Annotated in this window: 19 protein-coding genes; 4 read left to right on the top strand and 15 right to left on the bottom strand. The window is 57.2% G+C overall.

Annotation, left to right across the window (positions count from 1 at the left end):
• Positions 1–347: 347 nt before the first annotated feature.
• The 14 genes from lpxB to QZ862_RS11990 form a co-directional block, all read right to left on the bottom strand.
• The gene (gene lpxB / locus QZ862_RS12055) at positions 348–1,538 is read right to left on the bottom strand and encodes a lipid-A-disaccharide synthase (protein WP_296100093.1); all 1,191 of its coding nucleotides are present in this window, start codon (positions 1,536–1,538) and stop codon (positions 348–350) included.
• Positions 1,535–2,443 carry an LpxI family protein gene (locus QZ862_RS12050; RefSeq protein ID WP_296100091.1) on the bottom strand — a complete coding sequence of 303 codons (909 nt, stop codon included), beginning with the start codon at positions 2,441–2,443 and terminating at the stop codon, positions 1,535–1,537. Before QZ862_RS12050 ends, lpxB begins: the two co-directional genes overlap by 4 nt.
• Complete coding sequence (gene lpxA / locus QZ862_RS12045; RefSeq protein WP_296037276.1) at positions 2,406–3,218, bottom strand: acyl-ACP--UDP-N-acetylglucosamine O-acyltransferase; 813 nt, start codon at positions 3,216–3,218, stop codon at positions 2,406–2,408. The genes QZ862_RS12050 and lpxA overlap by 38 nt, the downstream gene beginning before the upstream one ends.
• A complete protein-coding gene (gene fabZ / locus QZ862_RS12040; RefSeq protein WP_296018466.1) occupies positions 3,215–3,682 on the bottom strand; it encodes a 3-hydroxyacyl-ACP dehydratase FabZ in 468 nt (155 codons plus the stop codon). The genes lpxA and fabZ overlap by 4 nt, the downstream gene beginning before the upstream one ends.
• Positions 3,675–4,736: a UDP-3-O-(3-hydroxymyristoyl)glucosamine N-acyltransferase gene (gene lpxD / locus QZ862_RS12035; RefSeq protein WP_296100089.1), complete on the bottom strand. Its 1,062-nt coding sequence runs from the start codon at positions 4,734–4,736 to the stop codon at positions 3,675–3,677. The genes fabZ and lpxD overlap by 8 nt, the downstream gene beginning before the upstream one ends.
• 49 nt (positions 4,737–4,785) lie before the next feature.
• The gene (gene bamA, locus QZ862_RS12030) at positions 4,786–7,110 is read right to left on the bottom strand and encodes an outer membrane protein assembly factor BamA (protein WP_296078158.1); all 2,325 of its coding nucleotides are present in this window, start codon (positions 7,108–7,110) and stop codon (positions 4,786–4,788) included.
• Positions 7,111–7,309: 199 nt separating this feature from the next.
• Positions 7,310–8,431, bottom strand: coding sequence for an RIP metalloprotease RseP (gene rseP / locus QZ862_RS12025; RefSeq protein ID WP_296100087.1), 1,122 nt, complete (start codon positions 8,429–8,431; stop codon positions 7,310–7,312).
• Positions 8,432–8,493: 62 nt separating this feature from the next.
• Positions 8,494–9,327 carry a phosphatidate cytidylyltransferase gene (locus QZ862_RS12020; RefSeq protein WP_296100085.1) on the bottom strand — a complete coding sequence of 278 codons (834 nt, stop codon included), beginning with the start codon at positions 9,325–9,327 and terminating at the stop codon, positions 8,494–8,496.
• Positions 9,327–10,070: an isoprenyl transferase gene (locus QZ862_RS12015; RefSeq protein WP_296018448.1), complete on the bottom strand. Its 744-nt coding sequence runs from the start codon at positions 10,068–10,070 to the stop codon at positions 9,327–9,329. Before QZ862_RS12015 ends, QZ862_RS12020 begins: the two co-directional genes overlap by 1 nt.
• Before the next feature lie 77 nt (positions 10,071–10,147).
• Positions 10,148–10,705 (bottom strand): ribosome recycling factor, encoded by a 558-nt coding sequence (gene frr, locus QZ862_RS12010; RefSeq protein WP_296018447.1) that lies wholly within the window; start codon positions 10,703–10,705, stop codon positions 10,148–10,150.
• 70 nt (positions 10,706–10,775) lie between these two features.
• Complete coding sequence (gene pyrH, locus QZ862_RS12005; RefSeq protein WP_296018445.1) at positions 10,776–11,498, bottom strand: UMP kinase; 723 nt, start codon at positions 11,496–11,498, stop codon at positions 10,776–10,778.
• A gap of 198 nt (positions 11,499–11,696) precedes the next feature.
• Positions 11,697–12,623, bottom strand: a complete 927-nt coding sequence (tsf, locus tag QZ862_RS12000; RefSeq protein WP_296018442.1) for a translation elongation factor Ts — start codon at positions 12,621–12,623, stop codon at positions 11,697–11,699.
• Positions 12,624–12,891: 268 nt separating this feature from the next.
• Positions 12,892–13,659, bottom strand: coding sequence for a 30S ribosomal protein S2 (rpsB, locus tag QZ862_RS11995; protein ID WP_296018441.1), 768 nt, complete (start codon positions 13,657–13,659; stop codon positions 12,892–12,894).
• Between the two features lie 190 nt (positions 13,660–13,849).
• Positions 13,850–14,689 (bottom strand): cell envelope integrity EipB family protein, encoded by an 840-nt coding sequence (locus QZ862_RS11990; protein ID WP_296018439.1) that lies wholly within the window; start codon positions 14,687–14,689, stop codon positions 13,850–13,852.
• A gap of 118 nt (positions 14,690–14,807) precedes the next feature.
• Here QZ862_RS11990 and QZ862_RS11985 point away from each other — a divergent pair, with 118 nt between their 5' ends.
• Genes QZ862_RS11985 through QZ862_RS11970 form a run of 4 tightly spaced genes read left to right on the top strand, consistent with a single transcriptional unit; the run spans position 14,808 to position 17,646 of the window.
• Positions 14,808–15,278, top strand: a complete 471-nt coding sequence (locus QZ862_RS11985; RefSeq protein WP_296100083.1) for a RidA family protein — start codon at positions 14,808–14,810, stop codon at positions 15,276–15,278.
• Positions 15,275–16,018 (top strand): glycerophosphodiester phosphodiesterase, encoded by a 744-nt coding sequence (locus tag QZ862_RS11980; protein WP_296100082.1) that lies wholly within the window; start codon positions 15,275–15,277, stop codon positions 16,016–16,018. Before QZ862_RS11985 ends, QZ862_RS11980 begins: the two co-directional genes overlap by 4 nt.
• Positions 16,015–17,205 (top strand): GNAT family N-acetyltransferase, encoded by a 1,191-nt coding sequence (locus QZ862_RS11975; protein ID WP_296018435.1) that lies wholly within the window; start codon positions 16,015–16,017, stop codon positions 17,203–17,205. Before QZ862_RS11980 ends, QZ862_RS11975 begins: the two co-directional genes overlap by 4 nt.
• A 21-nt stretch (positions 17,206–17,226) precedes the next feature.
• Positions 17,227–17,646, top strand: a complete 420-nt coding sequence (locus QZ862_RS11970) for an HIT family protein (protein WP_296078150.1) — start codon at positions 17,227–17,229, stop codon at positions 17,644–17,646.
• 131 nt (positions 17,647–17,777) lie between these two features.
• On the opposite strand, the gene eno is transcribed toward QZ862_RS11970, so the two are convergent.
• Positions 17,778–19,052 carry a phosphopyruvate hydratase gene (gene eno / locus QZ862_RS11965; RefSeq protein ID WP_296078148.1) on the bottom strand — a complete coding sequence of 425 codons (1,275 nt, stop codon included), beginning with the start codon at positions 19,050–19,052 and terminating at the stop codon, positions 17,778–17,780.
• Between the last annotated feature and the right edge of the window lie 120 nt (positions 19,053–19,172).

Below are 19,172 nucleotides of genomic sequence, written 5' to 3'. Positions count from 1 at the left end.
TAACTGAACGAGACCCCGGCGACTTTGGTTGTGTGATATATCTATTTGATAGATCAGCTCTCCGCCATAGACGCCGCGCTTCGCCTGCTGCTTGAGACCGCCGAAAAATCTACGAAAAAAATTCATGATGACCAGCTATCGGATGTCGATGATTTCGTTGAAGGCGATCTTATTAAGCATCGGCTGCTTCGTATTCAAAGAAAAATAGCTTACTTCAAACTGCCTGTCTTGACTCACATGTATCAACATGCGGATCGGAGCGGTTGGAATAAATAGATCGAGGAGTGCGGGTTAAAAACGAGGGGCGATATTCTGAATGCGGAAGGAATTCATCCACCCGTCACGCCTTAGTGATCGTTCTGGCCGCTCTTTTCTTTAATCGTCTCAAGCAGTATCGCTGCCCCTCGTTCGCCAGGCGGCACGTCTGTCCTCAGCCGTTCCTGCACCAGCTCGAACCCTTCCAGCATGGCGCGGCGTTGGATGGTGTCGGACGACAACCGCTCCGCCCAGCGTAGCATCGAGCCGGCGCGGACGACCTCGTTGAAATATTCGGGCACAACGGCGTAGTCGGCGATCAAATTGGGTAACGCGCCTGTCCATGTCTTCACTCGCTTGCTCAGCATCGTGAAAATCCAGTCGGTCTTATAGACGGACACGACCGGAACATGGCACAGCGCGAGTTCCAGAATGACCGTGCCGGAGGCCGCAATCGCTGCATCCGCATCAGCAAAGCAGCGCCACTTGAACGTATGATCGGTGCCGATCTCGGGGCGAATAGCCTCCGGCCAAGAGGCCGCTAGGTCCCTGATCCTCTTTTCCTGTCGCAGCACAGTTGGCAGGACGAATCGCGTTGCCCCATTCCGCTCCACGAATGCGCTTGCAGCCTGCTCGAATGGCTCCATCAGGCGGCTCGTTTCCGTCGAGCGAGAGCCCGGCAGGAGAAGGATTGTCCGCCTATCACCAGCAGAAGGCGCAGGACGCAAAGCCCGTTGTGTACGCACCGCCAGCACATCCGCATCGACACTTAAACGGTGGCCGACGAAAGTCGTTGCCGGACCGCCGAGCCGCTGCATCGCCTCCGGTTCGAACGGCAACAGCGCCAACACGTGGTCGACATAAGAGAGCATCGCCTTCGCCCGGTACTCTTTCCAAGCCCACACACTCGGACAAACATAGTTTACCACCGGCAGATCTGGCAGCACTTTTCGCACGCGCTTGGCGACGCGATGCGTGAAATCGGGGCTGTCGATGATTAGCAGCGCGTCCGGCCGATAGGCAATAATGGCATTTGCCGTTTCCCTGATGCGGGAAATTAGTTGCGGCAGTTTCTTCAGAACCTGAGTGAAGCCCATGATCGAGAGTTCGGAATAGTCGAACAGAGAACTCAGTCCCTCAGCCGTCAGCTGTTCACCGCCGACGCCAAAGAGTTCCACCTGCCCCGGATACTGTTTCTTAAGCGCGCGTACAAGGTCAGCACCGAGGAGATCACCGGACACCTCGCCCGCCACGACAGCAAGTTTCAGCACGCCGTCTGTCACATCATATCTCCTTCAAGCGCCGTGTCGATGCCGCACACGAAAAGGCCTGCCGCGTCAGCAGCTTTCAACATCGCTTCTCGATCAAGAATGAAGGCCCTGCCCGCCTCTACGGCTATGCCGGCCAGTCCGGCCTTTGAGGCGTTCTCGACGGTCGAGGGGCCGATCGTGGGAAGATCGGCGCGGATATCTTGTTGCGGTTTGCAGAGTTTGACGAGCACGCCCTTGCGACGCTGAGAAATGCGGCCGGCAGCACGAAGAACAGCCACCCGCTCCAGCATGCCATCGGTACCCTCAACCCCTTCCAGAGCAACGATGCGTCCACCGACAGAAACAGCACCCTGGCCAACATCCAGCACACCGAGTGCCAGCGCCGCGCGTGCGGCTTTCACGATATCTTTGCGGTCATCATCAGTCGGCTTGATCTTGCCTAGCGGACCCGTAGTCGCAAGAAGTCCAGGTGCAATCTCGTGAGCGCCGATAACACGCACGCCCTGCGCTTCGATCAGGCCAATCACCATCTGCAGCACCGTGTCATCACCGCCCGACAACAGTGTGCGGATGATCGAGGGCATTTTGGCGATCATTTTCAGGTTCGGGCGAATTTCCCGCCACTCTGGGCGCCGTGCTACACCACCCGACAGAACCACGCGATCGATGCCATGATGGCTCAGGAGGAGACCCAGCCCTTTGACATCGCCAACACTGATCGAGGCACTTTCGAACTGCGACCAGTCCAGATCGGCTTCATCCTTCAGGCGGATGATCAGCGGGTCCTCTCCCGCAGATCGTGCGGCAATCGCCACATACAGGGGAAGAGAACCGCTACCGGCGATGATCGCCAGACGCTGGGCGCCCGCAGCCACCGCGTTACTTGCCGCGGTTCGGCGATGAGATCGCCCGGTCATTGGCGGCCGCTATAAAGTCGACGATCTCTAGCGCTTGTGGGCAATCGAGATAGTCTTCGCGGATGGCCGCAGCGTTGGCGCGTACGTTGCCTTCGCTTTCGAAGATTTGCTTGTAGGCGCGGCGAACAGTGTGAATATCTGCGCGCTCTATGCCTGCACGCGTCATGCCGACAACGTTAAGCCCGCTCAATACCCCCGGATTACCGTTCAACATACCATAGGGAATCACGTCATAGCTCACAGCAGACAGGCCGCCGATGAAGGCTTGGCGACCGATGCGGGTAAACTGGTGCACCGCGCAGCCACCGCCCAGAATAGCCTTGTCCTGAATGTGCACATGGCCAGCCAGCATCACATTGTTCGACAGGATAATCTCGTTGCCGAGAATGCAATCGTGCGCCACATGGGAGTTGGCAAGAAATAGGTTGTCGTCACCAACCACCGTTCTGCCGCCGCCATCCGAACTGCCGGTATTCATCGTCACGCCTTCGCGGATCGTGCAACGCGCGCCGATGTCGAGCGTCGTTTCAGAGCCATCGTGGCGGATCGCCTGCGGTTGACCGCCAATAATAGCCATTGGGTGGATGACGGTACCCTCACCCACCACTGTGCGACCAGCCACGACAGCGTGGTTCAACAGCTTGACACCGTCGCGCAAAGTCACCTTTGCGCCGACATGAGCGAATGCCCCGATTTCGACATTCTCGCCGATGATCGCGCCATCCTCAACAATCGCCATGGGATGGATTTTGGCAGAAGCCGAAACCGCACTCATTGCTGATCCTCTGGGATCATCATCGCACCGACATCAGCCTCGGCCACGAGAGCGCCATCCACCTTGGCTTCGCAATGGAATTTCCAGACATTGCCGCGCTGGCGCTGCTTGACGACGTGGATCTCCAGACGATCACCCGGCACGACGGGCTTGCGGAAGCGGGCATTGTCGATCGTCATGAAATAGACGAGATAGCCTCCGCCGTCCTGGTTTCGAGCGCAGATCGCGCCAGCCGTCTGCGCCATGGCTTCGACGATCAAAACACCTGGCATGATAGGACGGTCAGGAAAATGGCCAGTGAAATGCGGTTCATTGACGGTAACGTTCTTTATACCGATCGCAGAATTATCGCCATCAATGTCGATGATCTTGTCGATCAGCAGAAAGGGATAACGATGCGGCAGCAGCTTCATCACTTCAAGGATGTCAGCCGCGCCAAGCGTCGTCTTCGTCTCTTCAGACATTCTTGTCTCCTGTTTTTCTATCGCGTTCTTCTGCGCGGGCGAGAATGTCGGCCATGTCACGCAAGAAATGTTTGATTGGACGGGCAGGCGTACCACCGACCTTAGCGCCCGCTGGCACGTCGGACACAACCCCGCTCATAGCCGCAATCTGCGCGCCATCGCCAATCGTGATGTGACCATTGATACCGGCCGCACCGCCAATCATCACGCCATCGCCAATGCGCGTGCTTCCTGCGATGCCGACCTTGCTGACGATGCCGCAGTGACGACCGATCCGGACGTTATGACCGATCTGAACCTGGTTATCGATTTTGGTGCCCTCGCCAATGACGGTATCATCCATCGTGCCGCGATCGACAGTCGTATTGGCGCCGATCTCGACGTGATCCTGAATAATGACACGACCGATCTGCACGATCTTGATCATACCACGCGGTCCGGGGGCATAGCCGAAACCATCTTGCCCGATCCGCACACCATTATGGATGATCACCCCGTTACCAAGGAGGGCAGAGAGAATACTGGCACCGCCGGCAATGGTGCAGTCACGACCGATTTGAACCTCGGCTCCGATAATGGCGCCGGGCCCGATGCGTGTGCCCGCACCAATTTGCACATGCGCGCCGACAACCGCAAAAGGCTCGACGATGACGCCGGGTTCCAGACTAGCAGTCGGATCGACGTGAGCGGAGGCCGATACAGATGTGCCCTCGGCGACGGCAGAAGGCCGCATCGCCGACGGATGCAAAAGCTCACCGGCCTGCGCGAAGATCGTATGGGGGTTCTTGCAGATAAGAGCCGGAATATGCCCCGGCACGATGCTCTTAAGCGACTCGTCGCAGATGACGGCGGCTGCATCGCATGTCAGCAACTCATCCCTGTTCCTGCGGGACAAGATATAGCAGAGCTGGTCCTGCTTGGCCCGCGACACAGGAGCGATGGAACGCACCATACGGTCAGCAAAAGCTTGATCAGACAGTTCCGCCCCAAGACGGGCTGCGATGTCTTGCAATCGCAGGCCTTCGTGGGGCGGAAAAAAAGCATTGTATTCCATGACGCGGAAACTCCAGAACATTCAAACTCGCAGTTCTGGACTGCCGATATCAGAAAGTGTTGGACATGCCAAACCGGAAACGCTGTTCCTCGTCGTAGCTTTCCTTGGCAATCGGAACTGCATAGTCGACGCGCAGCGGACCGAACGGCGAAGCCCACATGATGCCGATACCCGCAGACGCACGGATGGAGCTGTCATCCTGGACGCCGGCTGCATTCGAGACCTTGCTGCCGTAGAGCGTACCGGCATCGACGAAGCCAGCAAGGCGCAGACCGACATCTTCCGGAACGAGCGGCATTGGTGCAGTCACTTCAGCCGAAGCTGCGAAATATGTCGTACCGCCAATCGCATCCGAACCAATACGCGGACCGATGCCGTCATTCTTGAAGCCACGGATCACACGTCCGCCGATCTTGAACTGATCGAAGACGTAGAGATTGTCGCCCGTCGGAACGACATGACCTGCCTGACCCGTGAGAGAGCCGATGATATCGTACTCATCCGAAAGGGTATGGTAGTAACGAACCTTACCGAAGATCTTGTAGTATTCGGAATCGCCGCCCAAGCCCGCAAACTCGTTGGTCAACGCAGCCTGCCAGCCTTCGCGTGGCATATTACGGTCGTCAAGCGTGTTGTAGTTCAGCGTGTTGGAAATGATCGACTGAGTCCAATCACCATTGTTACGATCGATCAGATCGACGTACGGACCAGCGAGATTGGTCTGATAATCGCCTTTACCGTCATAATTGATCTGCTTGTAGGTGTACTTGAACGTGGTGCTGAGCTCTTCGGTGATAGGCGCGGTGACGCGAAGCGCGAAGCCCTGTTCATCATAGTTATAATAATCTTCGCTCTTCGTCTGGCTCTTGAACAGGTCGAAGCCTGCGGCGAGACGGTAACCAAGGAAGTAAGGCTCGGTGAAGGACAGCGTGTAGCTGCGCGCATCATCCTGGCCTGCACCAGCGGCAACACGGATATACTGACCGCGACCGAGGAAGTTCTTCTCTTCGATGGACGCTTCCAGAAGGGCACCGTCGTTCTGCGAGTAACCTGCACCGATACCGAAAGAGCCCGTTGGCTGATCTTCGACATCAACGACGATCACGACGCGGTCGGCAGCGCTACCCTGAGAGGTGCTGATATTGACCTTGGAGAAGTAACCGAGCGCCTCAAGACGACGCTTGGCAGCGCTAATGACCGTCTGGTTGAACGCATCGCCTTCGCTGATATCGAATTCGCGACGAATGACGTAGTCACGTGTACGCGTGTTGCCACGGATTTCGATACGTTCGACGTAGGCGCGCTCGCCCTGATCGACGATGTAGGTGACACCGATCGTGTTGCCAGCCAGATCGCGGTCGCCACGCGGCGTCACGCGGGCAAAAGGATAACCTTCTGCAGCGACACGCTTGGAAATGGCTTCCATGCTCTGCTGAACTTCCTTGGCGCTGTAATAGGAGCCGGAGCGCGTATCGACGAGACCCTGAAGCTGCGAACCATCGATACCAGGCACCGTGGATTCAACGGCGACATTGCCGAAATTGTAGCGCTGACCCTCATCAACCGTAATGGTGATGGTGTACTCGTTGGTCGCCTCATCGAGGACGGCGTTGGAGGACACGACACGGAAATCGGCGTAGCCGCGGTTGTAATAGAACTGGCGCAACGCCTCTTCATCGGCGCGCAGCTTGTCTTCATTATAGACGTCCTTGCGTGTCAGGAACGACAGCATGTTGGACTTCTTGGTATTGATGACGGCAGCCAGACGGCCATCGCTGTAGGCATTGTTGCCGACGAAATCGATACGCGCGATCTTGGTGCGCTCGCCTTCATTGATCTGGAAAGCGAGATTGACGCGACCCTGGGCAACAGGAACGACCTGGGTGGTTACCTGGACGTCGCTGCGACCGATGGCAGCATAGGCATCCTTGATACGGGCGATATCCGCCGTCACGACTGTCTGATCGTATGGTCCGAGAGACTGCGTCTGGACGATGCCCTGCAGCTTGTCGTCCTTGATCTTGCGGTTGCCGTTGAAAACCACCTGATTGACGAGATTGTTCTCGCTGACGGTCACCACGAGCGCATTGCCTGCGACACGCATGCTGACGTTGGAGAAATAGCCCGTTGCATAAAGGCGCTTCACCGATTCATCGATATCGGAATTGGAGAAGTTACGACCGGGAGCGATCGTGATGTTGGAGCGAACAGCATCCGCGCCAGCGCGCTCTGCACCGCGAACATCGATCCTGCTGACTACAGCTGCATTGGCAACACCGGCAGAAGCAAGCACCCCCATAGCTGCAATCGAAGAAACACCAGCAGACAGCGCAACCGCCGATACCGCGTTCAAAAATCTTGAACCAGCCTTCATTTCAATTCTTACCTTTTCCCGTTGTCCCTCAGCGGGCGGAACCCGACTCCGGCCATCTGCGTCGTTTTACCTGCTTTTCCTCTACAAGCAAGCCCGACCGTTAATTTCTGTTTACTTCGCAAGCCACCGTGACCCAATCGCCACTTTGGCTTCAAAACAAGGTAAACACCCTCTTAAAAAAACAGCTCGAAATGGCTCTTTAGCCGATCAAGCTGCTGATATCGTTCCACGTGGCAAAAACCATCAGACTGAAAATCATCGCCAGCCCGATACGAAAGGCCACCTCCTGCGCACCGGATCCAACCGGCCTGCCGCGCACCGCCTCTATCGCATAGAACACCAGATGGCCGCCGTCCAGAATAGGCACGGGCATGAGATTGAGTAGTCCAATGGAAATTGAGAGAACCGCCGCCAGTTGGATCAGCGCTCCGAATCCCAGTGTCGCAACCTGGCCGGAGGCCTGCGCAACACGCACCGGCCCGCCCAACTGATCAGCATTCATCCGTCCCGTGACGAGGTTGCCGATATAGTTGAAGGTTCCTGTGATGACGTGGCCGGTCTCTCGCACACCCTCGACCATCGCTTCCACAGGCGTGTAGCTCACATGACGGAAATTGCCCCGCGTCTGATCCGTTGTGATGCCGATAATTCCAAGCTCGATCTTGTTACCGAACTGGTCGGTCGTTTCCGTGCGCGTCGGAACCATAGGCAGCGACAGATCACGGCCATCTCTCTCGACGGTGACATTGATTTGCGTGCCCGGACGGATGGAGACATAGCGGCGGACGTCTTCAAACGTCTGCACCTTTTCGCCATCGATTGCGATCAGCCGGTCACCCGGCAGAATGCCTGCCGTCTGGGCGGCGCTGTCAGGGCGCACTTCGGAAACGACAGGATCGGAAATCATCCGGCCATAGACCGTGAAAAGGACCATGAAGATCAGGATCGCTAGGATGAAATTGGCAATGGGACCGGCCGCTACCGTCGCAGCCCTCTTCCAGAGCTTCGCACCGGCGAGCGTCTGCGCCCTCTCCTCAAGCGTAAGACCGGAGAGGCCGTCGCTGTCCGGCTTGCTGGACACATCCTCATCGCCGAAGAATTTGACGTAGCCACCAAGCGGCACAGCCGAGATCTTCCAACGTGTCCCACGCTTGTCGGTAAAGCCGATCAGTTCCGGACCAAAGCCCACGGAAAATGCTGTCGAGCGAATCCCACACCAGCGCCCGACGAGGTAATGGCCCATTTCGTGGACGAAGACCAGCAGCGAGATCACGAGGATAAATGGCACCATATAACCGGTTAGAAAATTAACCGCAGCCATCACAGTGTCCATATTATTCCCGATTCCCTTGTGTCGCGTCTCTTGTCATCCGTCTGGTCAGATCAGAAACCAAGCAAGATACCATCGCCTGATCCTGGCACATCACCAGTTACTGCCGCGTGAACCACCGCAATCAGGAATACGGTAAAGCAGGCGAAAACAAGACCGTCAACCCGGTCCATGAATCCGCCATGACCCGGAATAAGATGACTGGAATCCTTTACCCCGAACCGGCGTTTGATGAAGGATTCAAACAGATCGCCAATCTGGCTGAAGATGGAGAGCGCAAGCGCCAGCGAAAGTACGGTCAGCGAGATGGCGCCATGATAGGCCACCGCTACAGCGCCGCCCGCAACCATGCCAAAAAACGTGCCGCCCGCAGCGCCCGACCAAGTCTTTCCGGGAGAGATCGATGGCGCAAGCTTTGGACCACCGACAGCACGCCCGACGAAATAGGCAAGAATGTCAGTCGCCCAGACGATCGAGAAGACGAAAAGCATGGCGACGAGGCCAGTCGATTCCTCGCCACGAATGGCCGCGAGCGAAATGCCGCTGAGCGCAGAGTAGACGATGCCGCCAACAAGCCACCAGTTTGGCCCCCGCAGGATCGGAAACAGCGCAGCAGTGATCGTAAAGCCGGAAAGCAGAGGAAGATCAAGCGAGCTTTCGCCAAAGATCGTATTGCCGCTCATCACCGCGACAGAGAACCAGCCCCAGGCATAACCCGTCGGATTGGTGTCAGAAAGTCGGGTGATCGTGCTCCACTCATAAAAGATGAGAAGCGACAGAAGTCCTGCGATAGCACGGAACATGATACCGCCATACCAGGTCGCCGTCAGAATGACGACGGCCATCACGATGCCCGAAATGATCCGCAGCTTCAATTCGCGGCTCATCAGGCGCCCGCCATCGCAATTTGAGTGGAGAGGCCACCGAAGCGACGATCGCGCGTCATGTATTGATCGATCGCGGCCATCAGTGTCTGGCGATTGAAATCAGGCCAGTAGTCCGGAATGAAGAGAAATTCAGAGTAAGCGGCTTGCCACAACAGGAAGTTTGACAGCCGCTCCTCGCCGCTGGTTCGGATGATAAGGTCTGGATCGGGAATGCCTGCCGTATCAAGCCGGGCGGAAATCGCCTCCGGCGTGATCGCGGAAGCGTCGAGCCGGCCTTCTGCAACATCCAGCGCAAGCGACGCGGCAGCGCGGGCAATCTCGTTGCGCGAGCCATAGTTAAAGGCAATGATCAGTGTCAGCGCCGTATTATCGCGTGTCGTCTGCTCCGCCTCTTCAAGCAGGGCTCGGACATCGGCCTTCAGTCCTGCTCTGTCACCGATGATACGTACCCGAACATTTTCCTCGTGCAACTCCGCAAGGTCGCGACGAATGAAAGCCTTCAGCAATCCAAGAAGGTCGGAAACCTCAGATTGTGGCCGACGCCAGTTTTCCGAGGAGAAGGCGAAGAGCGTCAGATACTTCAAGCCGCATTGGCCAGCCGCCCTCACCGTTTCGCGCACGGCATCGACGCCCCGTCTGTGGCCCATGATGCGTGGCAAGCCACGCTGCTTGGCCCAGCGACCGTTACCATCCATGATGATAGCGACGTGCTCAGGTAACGGTGAAGGTGCGATTTCCGACATCTCAATCCATTTCAGGGTGTGCGGAGTTCAAGACAGCAAGTCTATGCCATGACAGAGGCAGTGATCGGTTAAACCGATTATACCTGCATGATTTCCTTTTCCTTCTCCGCAAGCAAGCGATCAATTTCAGAAATCGTGTCGTCCGTCATTTTCTGAACCTTGTCGGATTTGGCACGGCTTTCGTCCTGCCCGATGTCTCCATCCTTTTCGGCCTTTTTGAGACCGTCCATGCCATCGCGGCGAACGTGGCGGATGGCGACCTTGGCCTTCTCGGCATAGTCGTGCGCAACTTTCACGAGCGACTTGCGACGCTCTTCGTTGAGCTCTGGAAGAGGAATACGCAGATTCTGGCCGTCGACAATCGGGTTGAGCCCAAGATTGGACTCGCGAATGGCGCGGTCGACCGCGCCGACCATAGACTTGTCCCAGATATTGACGCCAAGCATGCGCGGCTCCGGCACGGTGATATTGGCCACCTGGGAGAGCGGAACGCGGGAACCATAGGCATCGACCGTGACGGGATCGAGGATGTTGGCGGAAGCGCGTCCGGTTCTGAGCGACGCGATATCGTTCTTGAACGCGTTGATGGCACCGTCCATGCGGCGCTTGATGTCATTGAGGTCAACACCACTCATCTTCATACTCCATTTTCGTTCTGGCCTTGGCGGCCCATTATCTTTACCGGCGCAATAAGGCGTCCGGCAATTATGCGTCGTGAACGATGGTCTTGAGACCGCCGCCCGTCAATATTTGCGCAAAACCACCCTTTTCGTGGATAGAGAACACGATGATAGGAATGTGATTTTCCCGCGCCAGCGCAACAGCCGCTACATCCATCACCGCAAGGCCCTTCGCCAGCACTTCCGAGTGGGTGAGTTCATCGAAACGCGTTGCTGTAGGGTCTTTCTTGGGATCGGCTGAGTAGATGCCGTCGACCTGCGTGCCCTTGAAGATTGCCTCTGCTCCCATTTCCGCAGCGCGTAGAGCTGCGGCAGAATCAGTAGTGAAGAACGGATTGCCGGTGCCGCCGGCAAAAATCACCACCCTGCCCTGCGACAGATGATGGATCGCAGCACGCTGCGAGAAGCTTTCGCAGATCTCCGGCATGGCGATAGCGGAAAGAACGACGGTGTCGATGTTGAGCTTGCGAAGGGACGTGGCGAGCGCCAGAGCATTGATCACGGTTGCCAGCATGCCCATGTGGTCACCGGTCACGCGGTCGCCACCCTTGGAGGCAACAGCCACGCCGCGGAAGATGTTTCCACCGCCAACAACGACCCCGACCTCAACGCCCATGGCCCGCGCTTCGGCGATATCGGACGCGATACGATCCGCGACGGCGACATCGATGCCGAAGCCTTGGTCGCCCATGAGGGCTTCGCCGGATGCCTTGAGAAGAACACGTTTATAGAGCGGCTTGGAAGACATCATGACTCCTTTAGCAGGCAACGCAAAAGCCAGGAGCGGCTTAGCGGCAATGGCAGGCGAAACATACTTGGTTCGACATCGCAAGAACATCTGTAAAGATTTTGCGGGCAAACCGAACGATAACCGGAACGCCGATACACGAAGGGCACCGCGTTGTCACGCGATGCCCCGGAGTTTTCCAATATTTGGGTAAAGGGATCAGCCCTTTGCGACGGCCGCAACTTCTGCAGCGAAATCGCTTTCTTCCTTCTCGATGCCTTCGCCGAGAAGCAGGCGAGCCATGCCCACAACTTCGATCTTGGCGCCGGCTTCCTTTTCGGCTTCTTTGATTGCAGCCTCAACCGTGAGGTCGGGGTTGATAACGAAAGCCTGAGACAGAAGAGCAACTTCTTCGAAGAACTTGCGCATGCGACCATCGACCATCTTTTCGATGATGGCTTCCGGCTTGCCGGATTCGCGAGCCTGTTCGATGAAGACGTTGCGTTCGCGCTCAGCAACAGCTGCGTCGACTTCTTCAGCGCGGATTGCGAGCGGGTTGGTTGCAGCAACGTGCATGGCAACCTGACGACCGATCGAGGTCAGAACAGCCTTGTCGCCCTCAGACTTCAGAGCAACCAGAACGCCGAGCTTGCCAATACCGTCGCCAGCAGCGTTGTGAACGTAGGTCGCAACAACGCCGTGCTCGACTTCGAGCAGAGCTGCGCGGCGAAGAGCCATGTTTTCGCCGATTGTGGCGATAGCGTCCTTGATCGTGTCGGAAACGGACTTGCCGGTCGCAGGATAGGTCGCGGCAGCGATCGCATCGACGGAGCCATCGGTCGTCAGAGCGACGGAAGCAACGCCACGAACGATGTCCTGGAAGGCGTCGTTGCGAGCAACGAAGTCGGTTTCGGAGTTGATTTCGACGACGACAGCCTTGTGGCCGGCAGACGCAATACCGATGAGGCCTTCAGCAGCGGTACGGCCAGACTTCTTGTCAGCCTTTGCAATACCCTTGGCGCGCAGCCAGTCGATTGCCGCTTCCATGTCGCCATTGGTTTCAGCCAGGGCCTTCTTGCAATCCATCATGCCTGCGCCAGACTTTTCGCGCAGTTCCTTTACCATTGCGGCGGTGATTTCGCTCATTGTGTGCCTCTTGTCGGTTCGGTCGACCACGGCAGTCTTGCCAGGCCGAAATCGGATTGTGGGAACGAATGTACCCGGAACTGTGACAGGCTGATGAAACAGCCGCCACGAAACTTGTGAAACCAGCCGCTGTTCCCGTTTGGGCCAATTGCTCGGTCAACGGTGTGCTGCGGCTTGAAACGAACAAGGCCGTCGAACGTGCAGTCCAGAACGGCCTTGTCTTATCCTGATGAGAAGGCGGCGCAGTGAGCGCCGCCGAAGGCCAATATCAGGCGTTGGCTTCGTCTTCGAGAGCAGGCTCGATCGGAGCTTCTTCAGCAGCGCCGATGTCGCGGCCGGAAGCGCCCTGCTGACGTGCGATGCCGTCGATGGCAGCGCGGGCGATCAGATCGCAGTAAAGCGAAATGGCGCGCGAAGCGTCGTCGTTGCCGGGGATCGGGAAGTCGATGTGGTCCGGATCGCAGTTGGAGTCGATGATGGCGACAACCGGAATGCCAAGACGCTTGGCTTCTTCGATAGCGATCTTTTCCTTGTTGGTATCGACGATGAACATCAGGTCCGGAACGCCACCCATATCGCGGATACCGCCGAGAGCCTTTTCAAGTTTTTCGCGCTCGCGCTCGAGGTTCAGACGCTCCTTCTTGGAGTAGCCAGAAGCTTCCGAGTTGAGGATTTCGTCGACCTTGCGAAGACGCTGGATCGAGTTCGAAATCGTCTTCCAGTTGGTCATCATGCCGCCGAGCCAACGCGAGTTGACGTAGTACTGAGCGGAGCGCTTTGCGCTGTCTGCAATGATTTCGGAAGCCTGACGCTTCGTGCCGACGAACAGAACGCGGCCACCACGAGCAACGGTGTCGGAAACGACCTGAAGCGCGCGCGACAGCATTGGAACGGTCTGAGCCAGGTCGATGATGTGGATGTTGTTACGATCGCCGAAGATGTACGGCTTCATCTTCGGGTTCCAGCGATGTGTCTGGTGGCCGAAGTGAACACCAGCTTCCAGAAGCTGGCGCATAGAAAAATCGGGCAATGCCATGCCTAGTTACTCCTTTTCCGGTTGAACCCCCGCGAAGCGAACAGCGCCGTTTGAGCGGCACCACCGGGCGGAATGAACCGGATTTCTCCCGGAACACCCCAAGCTTCGCGTGTGGAATGGTGAGCCGCATACAGCGAGCTCACCCAAATTGCAAGCATCCGGCATGAAAAAACGCCGGCATCGTCAGATTTCAGCGCACTTGTGGCGCTTCGCAGGTTTCAGGCTTGAGAACATCGAGCTTTGCAAGCTTGCCGGTCAAGACGAAGTCGCCATAGTCCATTGTCAGGTCTCGGGTGATTCCGTTCTCGTAAAGCTTGAACGACATGCGATAGATCGGCAGCGAGTCCGTTCCCGTCTTGTCGTTATAATAGGCAATCGTGACTGGCCAGAATGGCGCCTTGGCAAAGTCTCCCGCCATACTGGCATCGGCATCGCCGTCTTTGGGAGTCTGCTGCTTTCCGACGAGAGTGGATGTGATCAGGCTTTGATCACCGTCATCGGAACCGTCGAAGACGCGCGATTCGAAGATACGCTTGCCCATCTTGGCATTCTCGATGACCTGGAACATATGCTCCGTAGGGAATTCACCAGGTACGAGATCGATTTCACGCGGATCCGGCTTCGAGAGGTCGACTTTCATCTTGCCTTCGACGTCAGCGGCAGAACCGATAACTTCCTTGTCGAGCTTGTCGTCGGTGAAGGACTTGGTTTCGAAGGTGAATTTCTTCGATGCCGCGTCCTCGTAGGTCGTCGTCTGCTGGTCGGTCATCCGCACCGCGTCACCGGTATTGATCTGGGTGACAAAACGAAAATCCGTCTTGTAGCCTTTGCACGACGAGCCGGTGAATTCATAGACCATACGTCCGGTCATACCTTCGATGCCGGAGCGGTCGGACGCGTCCTTCAGCTCGAGATCATAGACGGCGCGGTGGGAGATCAGATTGGGAACGCTGGCAGGCACGGCACTTGCGATGCAGGGCATGAGGCCCACGCCAGCGGCAAGAACGAGAGCAAGGTTCCTGACGATCATTCAATATCTCCTGTTGGACTCATCGCTCATACTGTACAAGCAACCGTCCGGCTTTTGGACATCATGCCCTGAATGCCGGATTTTTGAAAGTTTTACAACCAAAGCGGAAACGGAAAAAATGTCGGACGCAATCGAAGCCCGCCTCAAGGAACTCGGATACACTCTTCCCGCCGCAGCAGCCCCTGCCGCCAACTATGTTCCCTTCACCATCAGCGGCAATCTGCTCTATATTTCTGGCCAATTGCCGATGGAATCCGGCAAGATTGCGGTCACCGGGCACGTCGGTCGCGACGTTGATGTTGCCAGCGCGCAAAGGGCGGCAGAGCTTTGCGCCGTTAATATTCTGGCGCAGGTCAAAGCGGCGTTGCACGGCGATCTGTCCAAGGTCCGTCGAGTGCTGAAGCTGAACGGATTCGTTGCCTCCGTCCCGGAGTTCACCGAACAGCACCTCGTCATCAACGGCGCTTCTAACCTGATCGCCAATGTTCTGGGTGACGCAGGCAAGCACGCGCGCGCAGCGGTCGGAATGGCATCGCTTCCTTTCAATGCCGCCGTCGAAATCGACGCCATCGTGGAAATCGACGTATGACACTGAAACTGTCCTGGTTGACGGCGCAGCCCGTCGCCCATCGCGGCTACCACGATCTGAACAAGCAAGTCTGGGAGAACACGCTTTCAGCCTTCTCCCGAGCCATCGAGGGCGGTTATGCTATCGAATGCGATGTGCAACTGGCCGCAGACAGCGTTCCGGTCGTTTTTCATGACGATGAGATGACCCGTCTCACGGGCATCAGGGGCGATGTGCGCGAACGCACCTCCGCCGAACTCGGGATGTTGTCGATCGGTCAGACAAAGGATCGCGTACCGACGCTGAAGCAGCTACTACAGCTGTGTGCTGGCAAGGTGCCGCTTGTCATCGAGTTGAAAGGTCGGGAGGGCGAAGGCGTCGATGATGGCTTCGCCGAAGCCGTTCTGGATGATCTCGAAGGCTACCGGGGCCAAGTGGCGCTGATGAGCTTCGACCACCATCTGCTGAAGGCTTTGAAGACTGCAGGCTCCCCCTGGCCTTTGGGGCTGACCGCAGAAGGCGCTGATCCGGAAGACTTCTTCAAACACGACGAGGCAATGCAGATCGGCCTCGATTTCATCTCCTATTTCTGGGGCCACCTACCGAACAGCTTTATTGAAGCGCAACGGAAGCTTGACGTACCGGTAATTACCTGGACGGTACGGGATGAAAATGCCTTGGAGAAGTCCTATACTTATGCTGATCAGATAACATTCGAGGGTTTCGTCCCCGACGTGAAGGACCGGCCAGCTACCGCATGAGCGACGAATACACCATTCGCGTTGCACAGTCCTTCAAGGACATTGCGCCGGAAAGCTGGAACAGGCTTTCCGGAGCATCCAGATCGGCTATCGCCAATCCCTATAATCCATTCACCTCCCACGCCTACCTCGCCTCGCTTGAGGATTCCGGCTCGGCCACGGCCAAGACCGGTTGGCTCGGTCAACATCTGTTGCTTGAGCGCGGCGATGGTGAATTGATGGGCGCCGTTGCAGGCTATCTAAAGAATCACAGCCTCGGCGAATATGTCTTCGACCACGGCTGGGCCGATGCTTTCGAGCGAGCGGGCGGGCGCTACTATCCCAAGCTCCAGTGCTCCGTCCCCTTCACTCCTGCAACCGGCCCACGCCTTCTGACCAGTGGCGTGGACGTAGCCGCGTTTCAGCAGGTCCTCGCATCAGGTCTCCGGCAGGTGACAGAGAAACTCGGAATATCTTCCGCGCACATCACCTTCGCGCCGGAAGACGAAATCGAAGCGCTGCAGGATGAAGGTTTTCTGCATCGCACCGACCAGCAGTTTCATTTCATCAATCAAGGCTACCGAGATCACGCCGATTTTCTTGATGCCCTGTCATCGCGCAAGCGCAAGAGCCTGAAGAAGGAACGGCGCGCAGCGCTGGAAAACGGCATCGAAATCGACTGGCTGACCGGCAGCGATTTGACAGAAGATATCTGGGATCAGTTCTTCACCTTCTACATGGATACCGGCAGCCGCAAATGGGGCAAGCCTTACCTCACCCGCAATTTCTATTCCCTCATCGGCGAGCGGATGGCAGACGATATCCTGCTGGTGATGGCAAAGCGCGACGGCAGGTACGTTGCCGGCGCCATCAACTTCATCGGTGGGGATGCGCTTTACGGACGCCACTGGGGCTGCATTGAAGATCATCCCTTCCTGCATTTTGAAGTCTGCTACCATCAGGCGATCGACTTCGCGCTTTCCAAAGGCTTGAAGCGTGTGGAAGCCGGCGCCCAGGGCGAGCACAAACTGGCCCGCGGCTACACGCCGGTCACCACCCACTCCGCCCACTACATCGCCCATCCCGGCCTTCGCCACGCCATTGCCGATTATCTGGAGCGTGAGCGTAGCGAGGTCGAACAAATCAACGACTATCTTGAAGACCACAGCCCGTTTCGCAAAGGCGAACGGCAGGAAGACGACGTCTAGAAAATTGTAAGGGAGCGCTCAATGGCCGTCTATGACGACAACAACATCTTCGCAAAAATCCTGCGTGGGGAAATCCCTTGCGTCAAGGTCTACGAAGACGACCACACGCTAGCCTTCATGGACGTGATGCCCCAGGCACCCGGCCACTTGCTGGTGATCCCGAAAAGCGGTTCGCGCAACATTCTGGACGCCGATCCCGAAGTTTTGATGAAGACGATTCCGGTCGTCCAGAAGCTCGCGGTTGCCGCTAAGGAAGCCTTCGATGCGGATGGCATTTACATTTCGCAGTTCAACGAGCCGGCCGCTGGCCAGACCGTCTTCCACTTGCACTTCCACGTTGTCCCGCGCAAGGACGGCGAGCCATTAAAGCCGCACAGCGGCGCAATGGCGGATGTGGAGATGTTGAAGGCTCACGCCGAGAAGATCAAACAGGCAATGTAAGTGCGAATCTCGACGTTCCGATCGTCGAGAACAAAGACCGCATCGCTCACGAAAAAACCCGCCGAGTCCATCGGCGGGTTTTTCTGTTAACGGGCTTATGGAAAGCCACTCCAGATCATCGGAGCTTCAAATCAGCCGCGCAGGATCGAACGACCGGCATAGGCAGCCTGCGGACCCAGCATCTCTTCGATGCGGATCAGCTGGTTGTACTTGGCCAGACGGTCGGAGCGCGACAGCGAGCCGGTCTTGATCTGACCGCAGTTGGTGGCAACTGCGAGATCGGCAATCGTCGAATCTTCCGTCTCTCCAGAGCGGTGAGACATGACCGCGGTATAGCCAGCCTTGTGTGCCGTCTCCACAGCATCAAGCGTCTCGGTCAGAGAGCCGATCTGGTTGACCTTGACGAGGATCGAATTGGCAACGCCCATCTTGATACCGTCGCGCAGGCGCGAAGAGTTGGTGACGAAAAGATCATCTCCAACGAGCTGGACCTTGGAGCCGATCTTGTCGGTCAGGTACTTCCAGCCATCCCAGTCGTCTTCGGCCATGCCGTCTTCGATGGAGATGATCGGGTACTTTGCCGCAAGTTCTGCGAGGTAATCGGCCATGGCTTCCGGCTCGAGCGTGCGGCCTTCGCCTTCCATCTCGTACTTGCCGTTTTTGAAGAACTCGGTCGAGGCGCAGTCGAGAGCAAGCGCGACGTCGTCGCCCGGCCTGTAACCGGCCTTTTCAACCGACTTCATGATGAAGTCCAGCGCTTCCGGCGCGCTCTTCAGGCCTGGCGCAAAGCCGCCTTCGTCGCCGACATTGGTGTTGTGGCCCTGGGCTGCCAGTTCCTTTTTGAGAACGTGGAAGATTTCCGCGCCGATGCGCACCGCGTCACGGATGCTTTCCGCGCCGACCGGCATGATCATAAATTCCTGGAAGTCGATCGGGTTGTCGGCATGCGCACCGCCATTGATGATGTTCATCATTGGAACGGGCAGCAGGTGGGCGTTCGGGCCACCGACGTAACGGTAAAGCGGCAGGCCAGTGGTTTCGGCAGCGGCCTTGGCAACAGCCAGCGAAACGCCGAGAATGGCGTTGGCGCCGAGGCGGGACTTGTTCGGCGTGCCGTCAAGCGCGATCAGTGTCTGATCGACATGGATCTGGCTTTCAGCATCGAAACCGCCAAGCGCATCGAAGATTTCGGTGTTGACGGCTTCGACAGCCTTTTCAACGCCTTTTCCGAGATAGCGCTGTCCGCCATCGCGCAGCTCGACAGCCTCGTGAGCGCCGGTGGATGCGCCAGATGGAACGGCGGCGCGACCGAAGGAGCCGTCTTCGAGGTACACATCGACCTCGACCGTGGGATTGCCACGGCTGTCGAGGATTTCGCGTGCGATGATGTCGGTAATGGCTGTCATGGTCTCTCCCTTGGGACTGGAACAGAGGATTTCAGTCGCTTGTCTTAGAGCGCATCGGCAAAGCTGTGAAGCCGTTTTTGAGCCGGATAGCGGATAAGCGATACTGAAATATGTGAAAGG

It is taken from the genome of uncultured Agrobacterium sp., assembly GCA_913777615.1.
Classification (GTDB): Bacteria; Pseudomonadota; Alphaproteobacteria; order Rhizobiales; family Rhizobiaceae; genus Agrobacterium.
Note: the sequence above shows the minus strand (reverse complement) of the source record. Positions and strands in the feature narration are given on the sequence as shown.

Coding starts and splice junctions, on each gene's coding strand:
- lpxD (WP_296100089.1), bottom strand. CDS start 4,736: ATGGAATACAATGCTTTTTTTCCGCCCCACGAAGGCCTGCGATTGCAA.
- bamA (WP_296078158.1), bottom strand. CDS start 7,110: ATGAAGGCTGGTTCAAGATTTTTGAACGCGGTATCGGCGGTTGCGCTG.
- QZ862_RS11975 (WP_296018435.1), top strand. CDS start 16,015: ATGAGCGACGAATACACCATTCGCGTTGCACAGTCCTTCAAGGACATT.
- QZ862_RS12020 (WP_296100085.1), bottom strand. CDS start 9,327: ATGAGCCGCGAATTGAAGCTGCGGATCATTTCGGGCATCGTGATGGCC.
- QZ862_RS11985 (WP_296100083.1), top strand. CDS start 14,808: ATGTCGGACGCAATCGAAGCCCGCCTCAAGGAACTCGGATACACTCTT.
- pyrH (WP_296018445.1), bottom strand. CDS start 11,498: ATGTCTTCCAAGCCGCTCTATAAACGTGTTCTTCTCAAGGCATCCGGC.
- frr (WP_296018447.1), bottom strand. CDS start 10,705: ATGAGTGGTGTTGACCTCAATGACATCAAGCGCCGCATGGACGGTGCC.
- eno (WP_296078148.1), bottom strand. CDS start 19,052: ATGACAGCCATTACCGACATCATCGCACGCGAAATCCTCGACAGCCGT.
- QZ862_RS12050 (WP_296100091.1), bottom strand. CDS start 2,443: ATGACCGGGCGATCTCATCGCCGAACCGCGGCAAGTAACGCGGTGGCT.
- QZ862_RS11990 (WP_296018439.1), bottom strand. CDS start 14,689: ATGATCGTCAGGAACCTTGCTCTCGTTCTTGCCGCTGGCGTGGGCCTC.
- QZ862_RS12015 (WP_296018448.1), bottom strand. CDS start 10,070: ATGTCGGAAATCGCACCTTCACCGTTACCTGAGCACGTCGCTATCATC.
- rseP (WP_296100087.1), bottom strand. CDS start 8,431: ATGGCTGCGGTTAATTTTCTAACCGGTTATATGGTGCCATTTATCCTC.
- QZ862_RS11980 (WP_296100082.1), top strand. CDS start 15,275: ATGACACTGAAACTGTCCTGGTTGACGGCGCAGCCCGTCGCCCATCGC.
- tsf (WP_296018442.1), bottom strand. CDS start 12,623: ATGAGCGAAATCACCGCCGCAATGGTAAAGGAACTGCGCGAAAAGTCT.
- lpxA (WP_296037276.1), bottom strand. CDS start 3,218: ATGAGTGCGGTTTCGGCTTCTGCCAAAATCCATCCCATGGCGATTGTT.
- fabZ (WP_296018466.1), bottom strand. CDS start 3,682: ATGTCTGAAGAGACGAAGACGACGCTTGGCGCGGCTGACATCCTTGAA.
- QZ862_RS11970 (WP_296078150.1), top strand. CDS start 17,227: ATGGCCGTCTATGACGACAACAACATCTTCGCAAAAATCCTGCGTGGG.
- rpsB (WP_296018441.1), bottom strand. CDS start 13,659: ATGGCATTGCCCGATTTTTCTATGCGCCAGCTTCTGGAAGCTGGTGTT.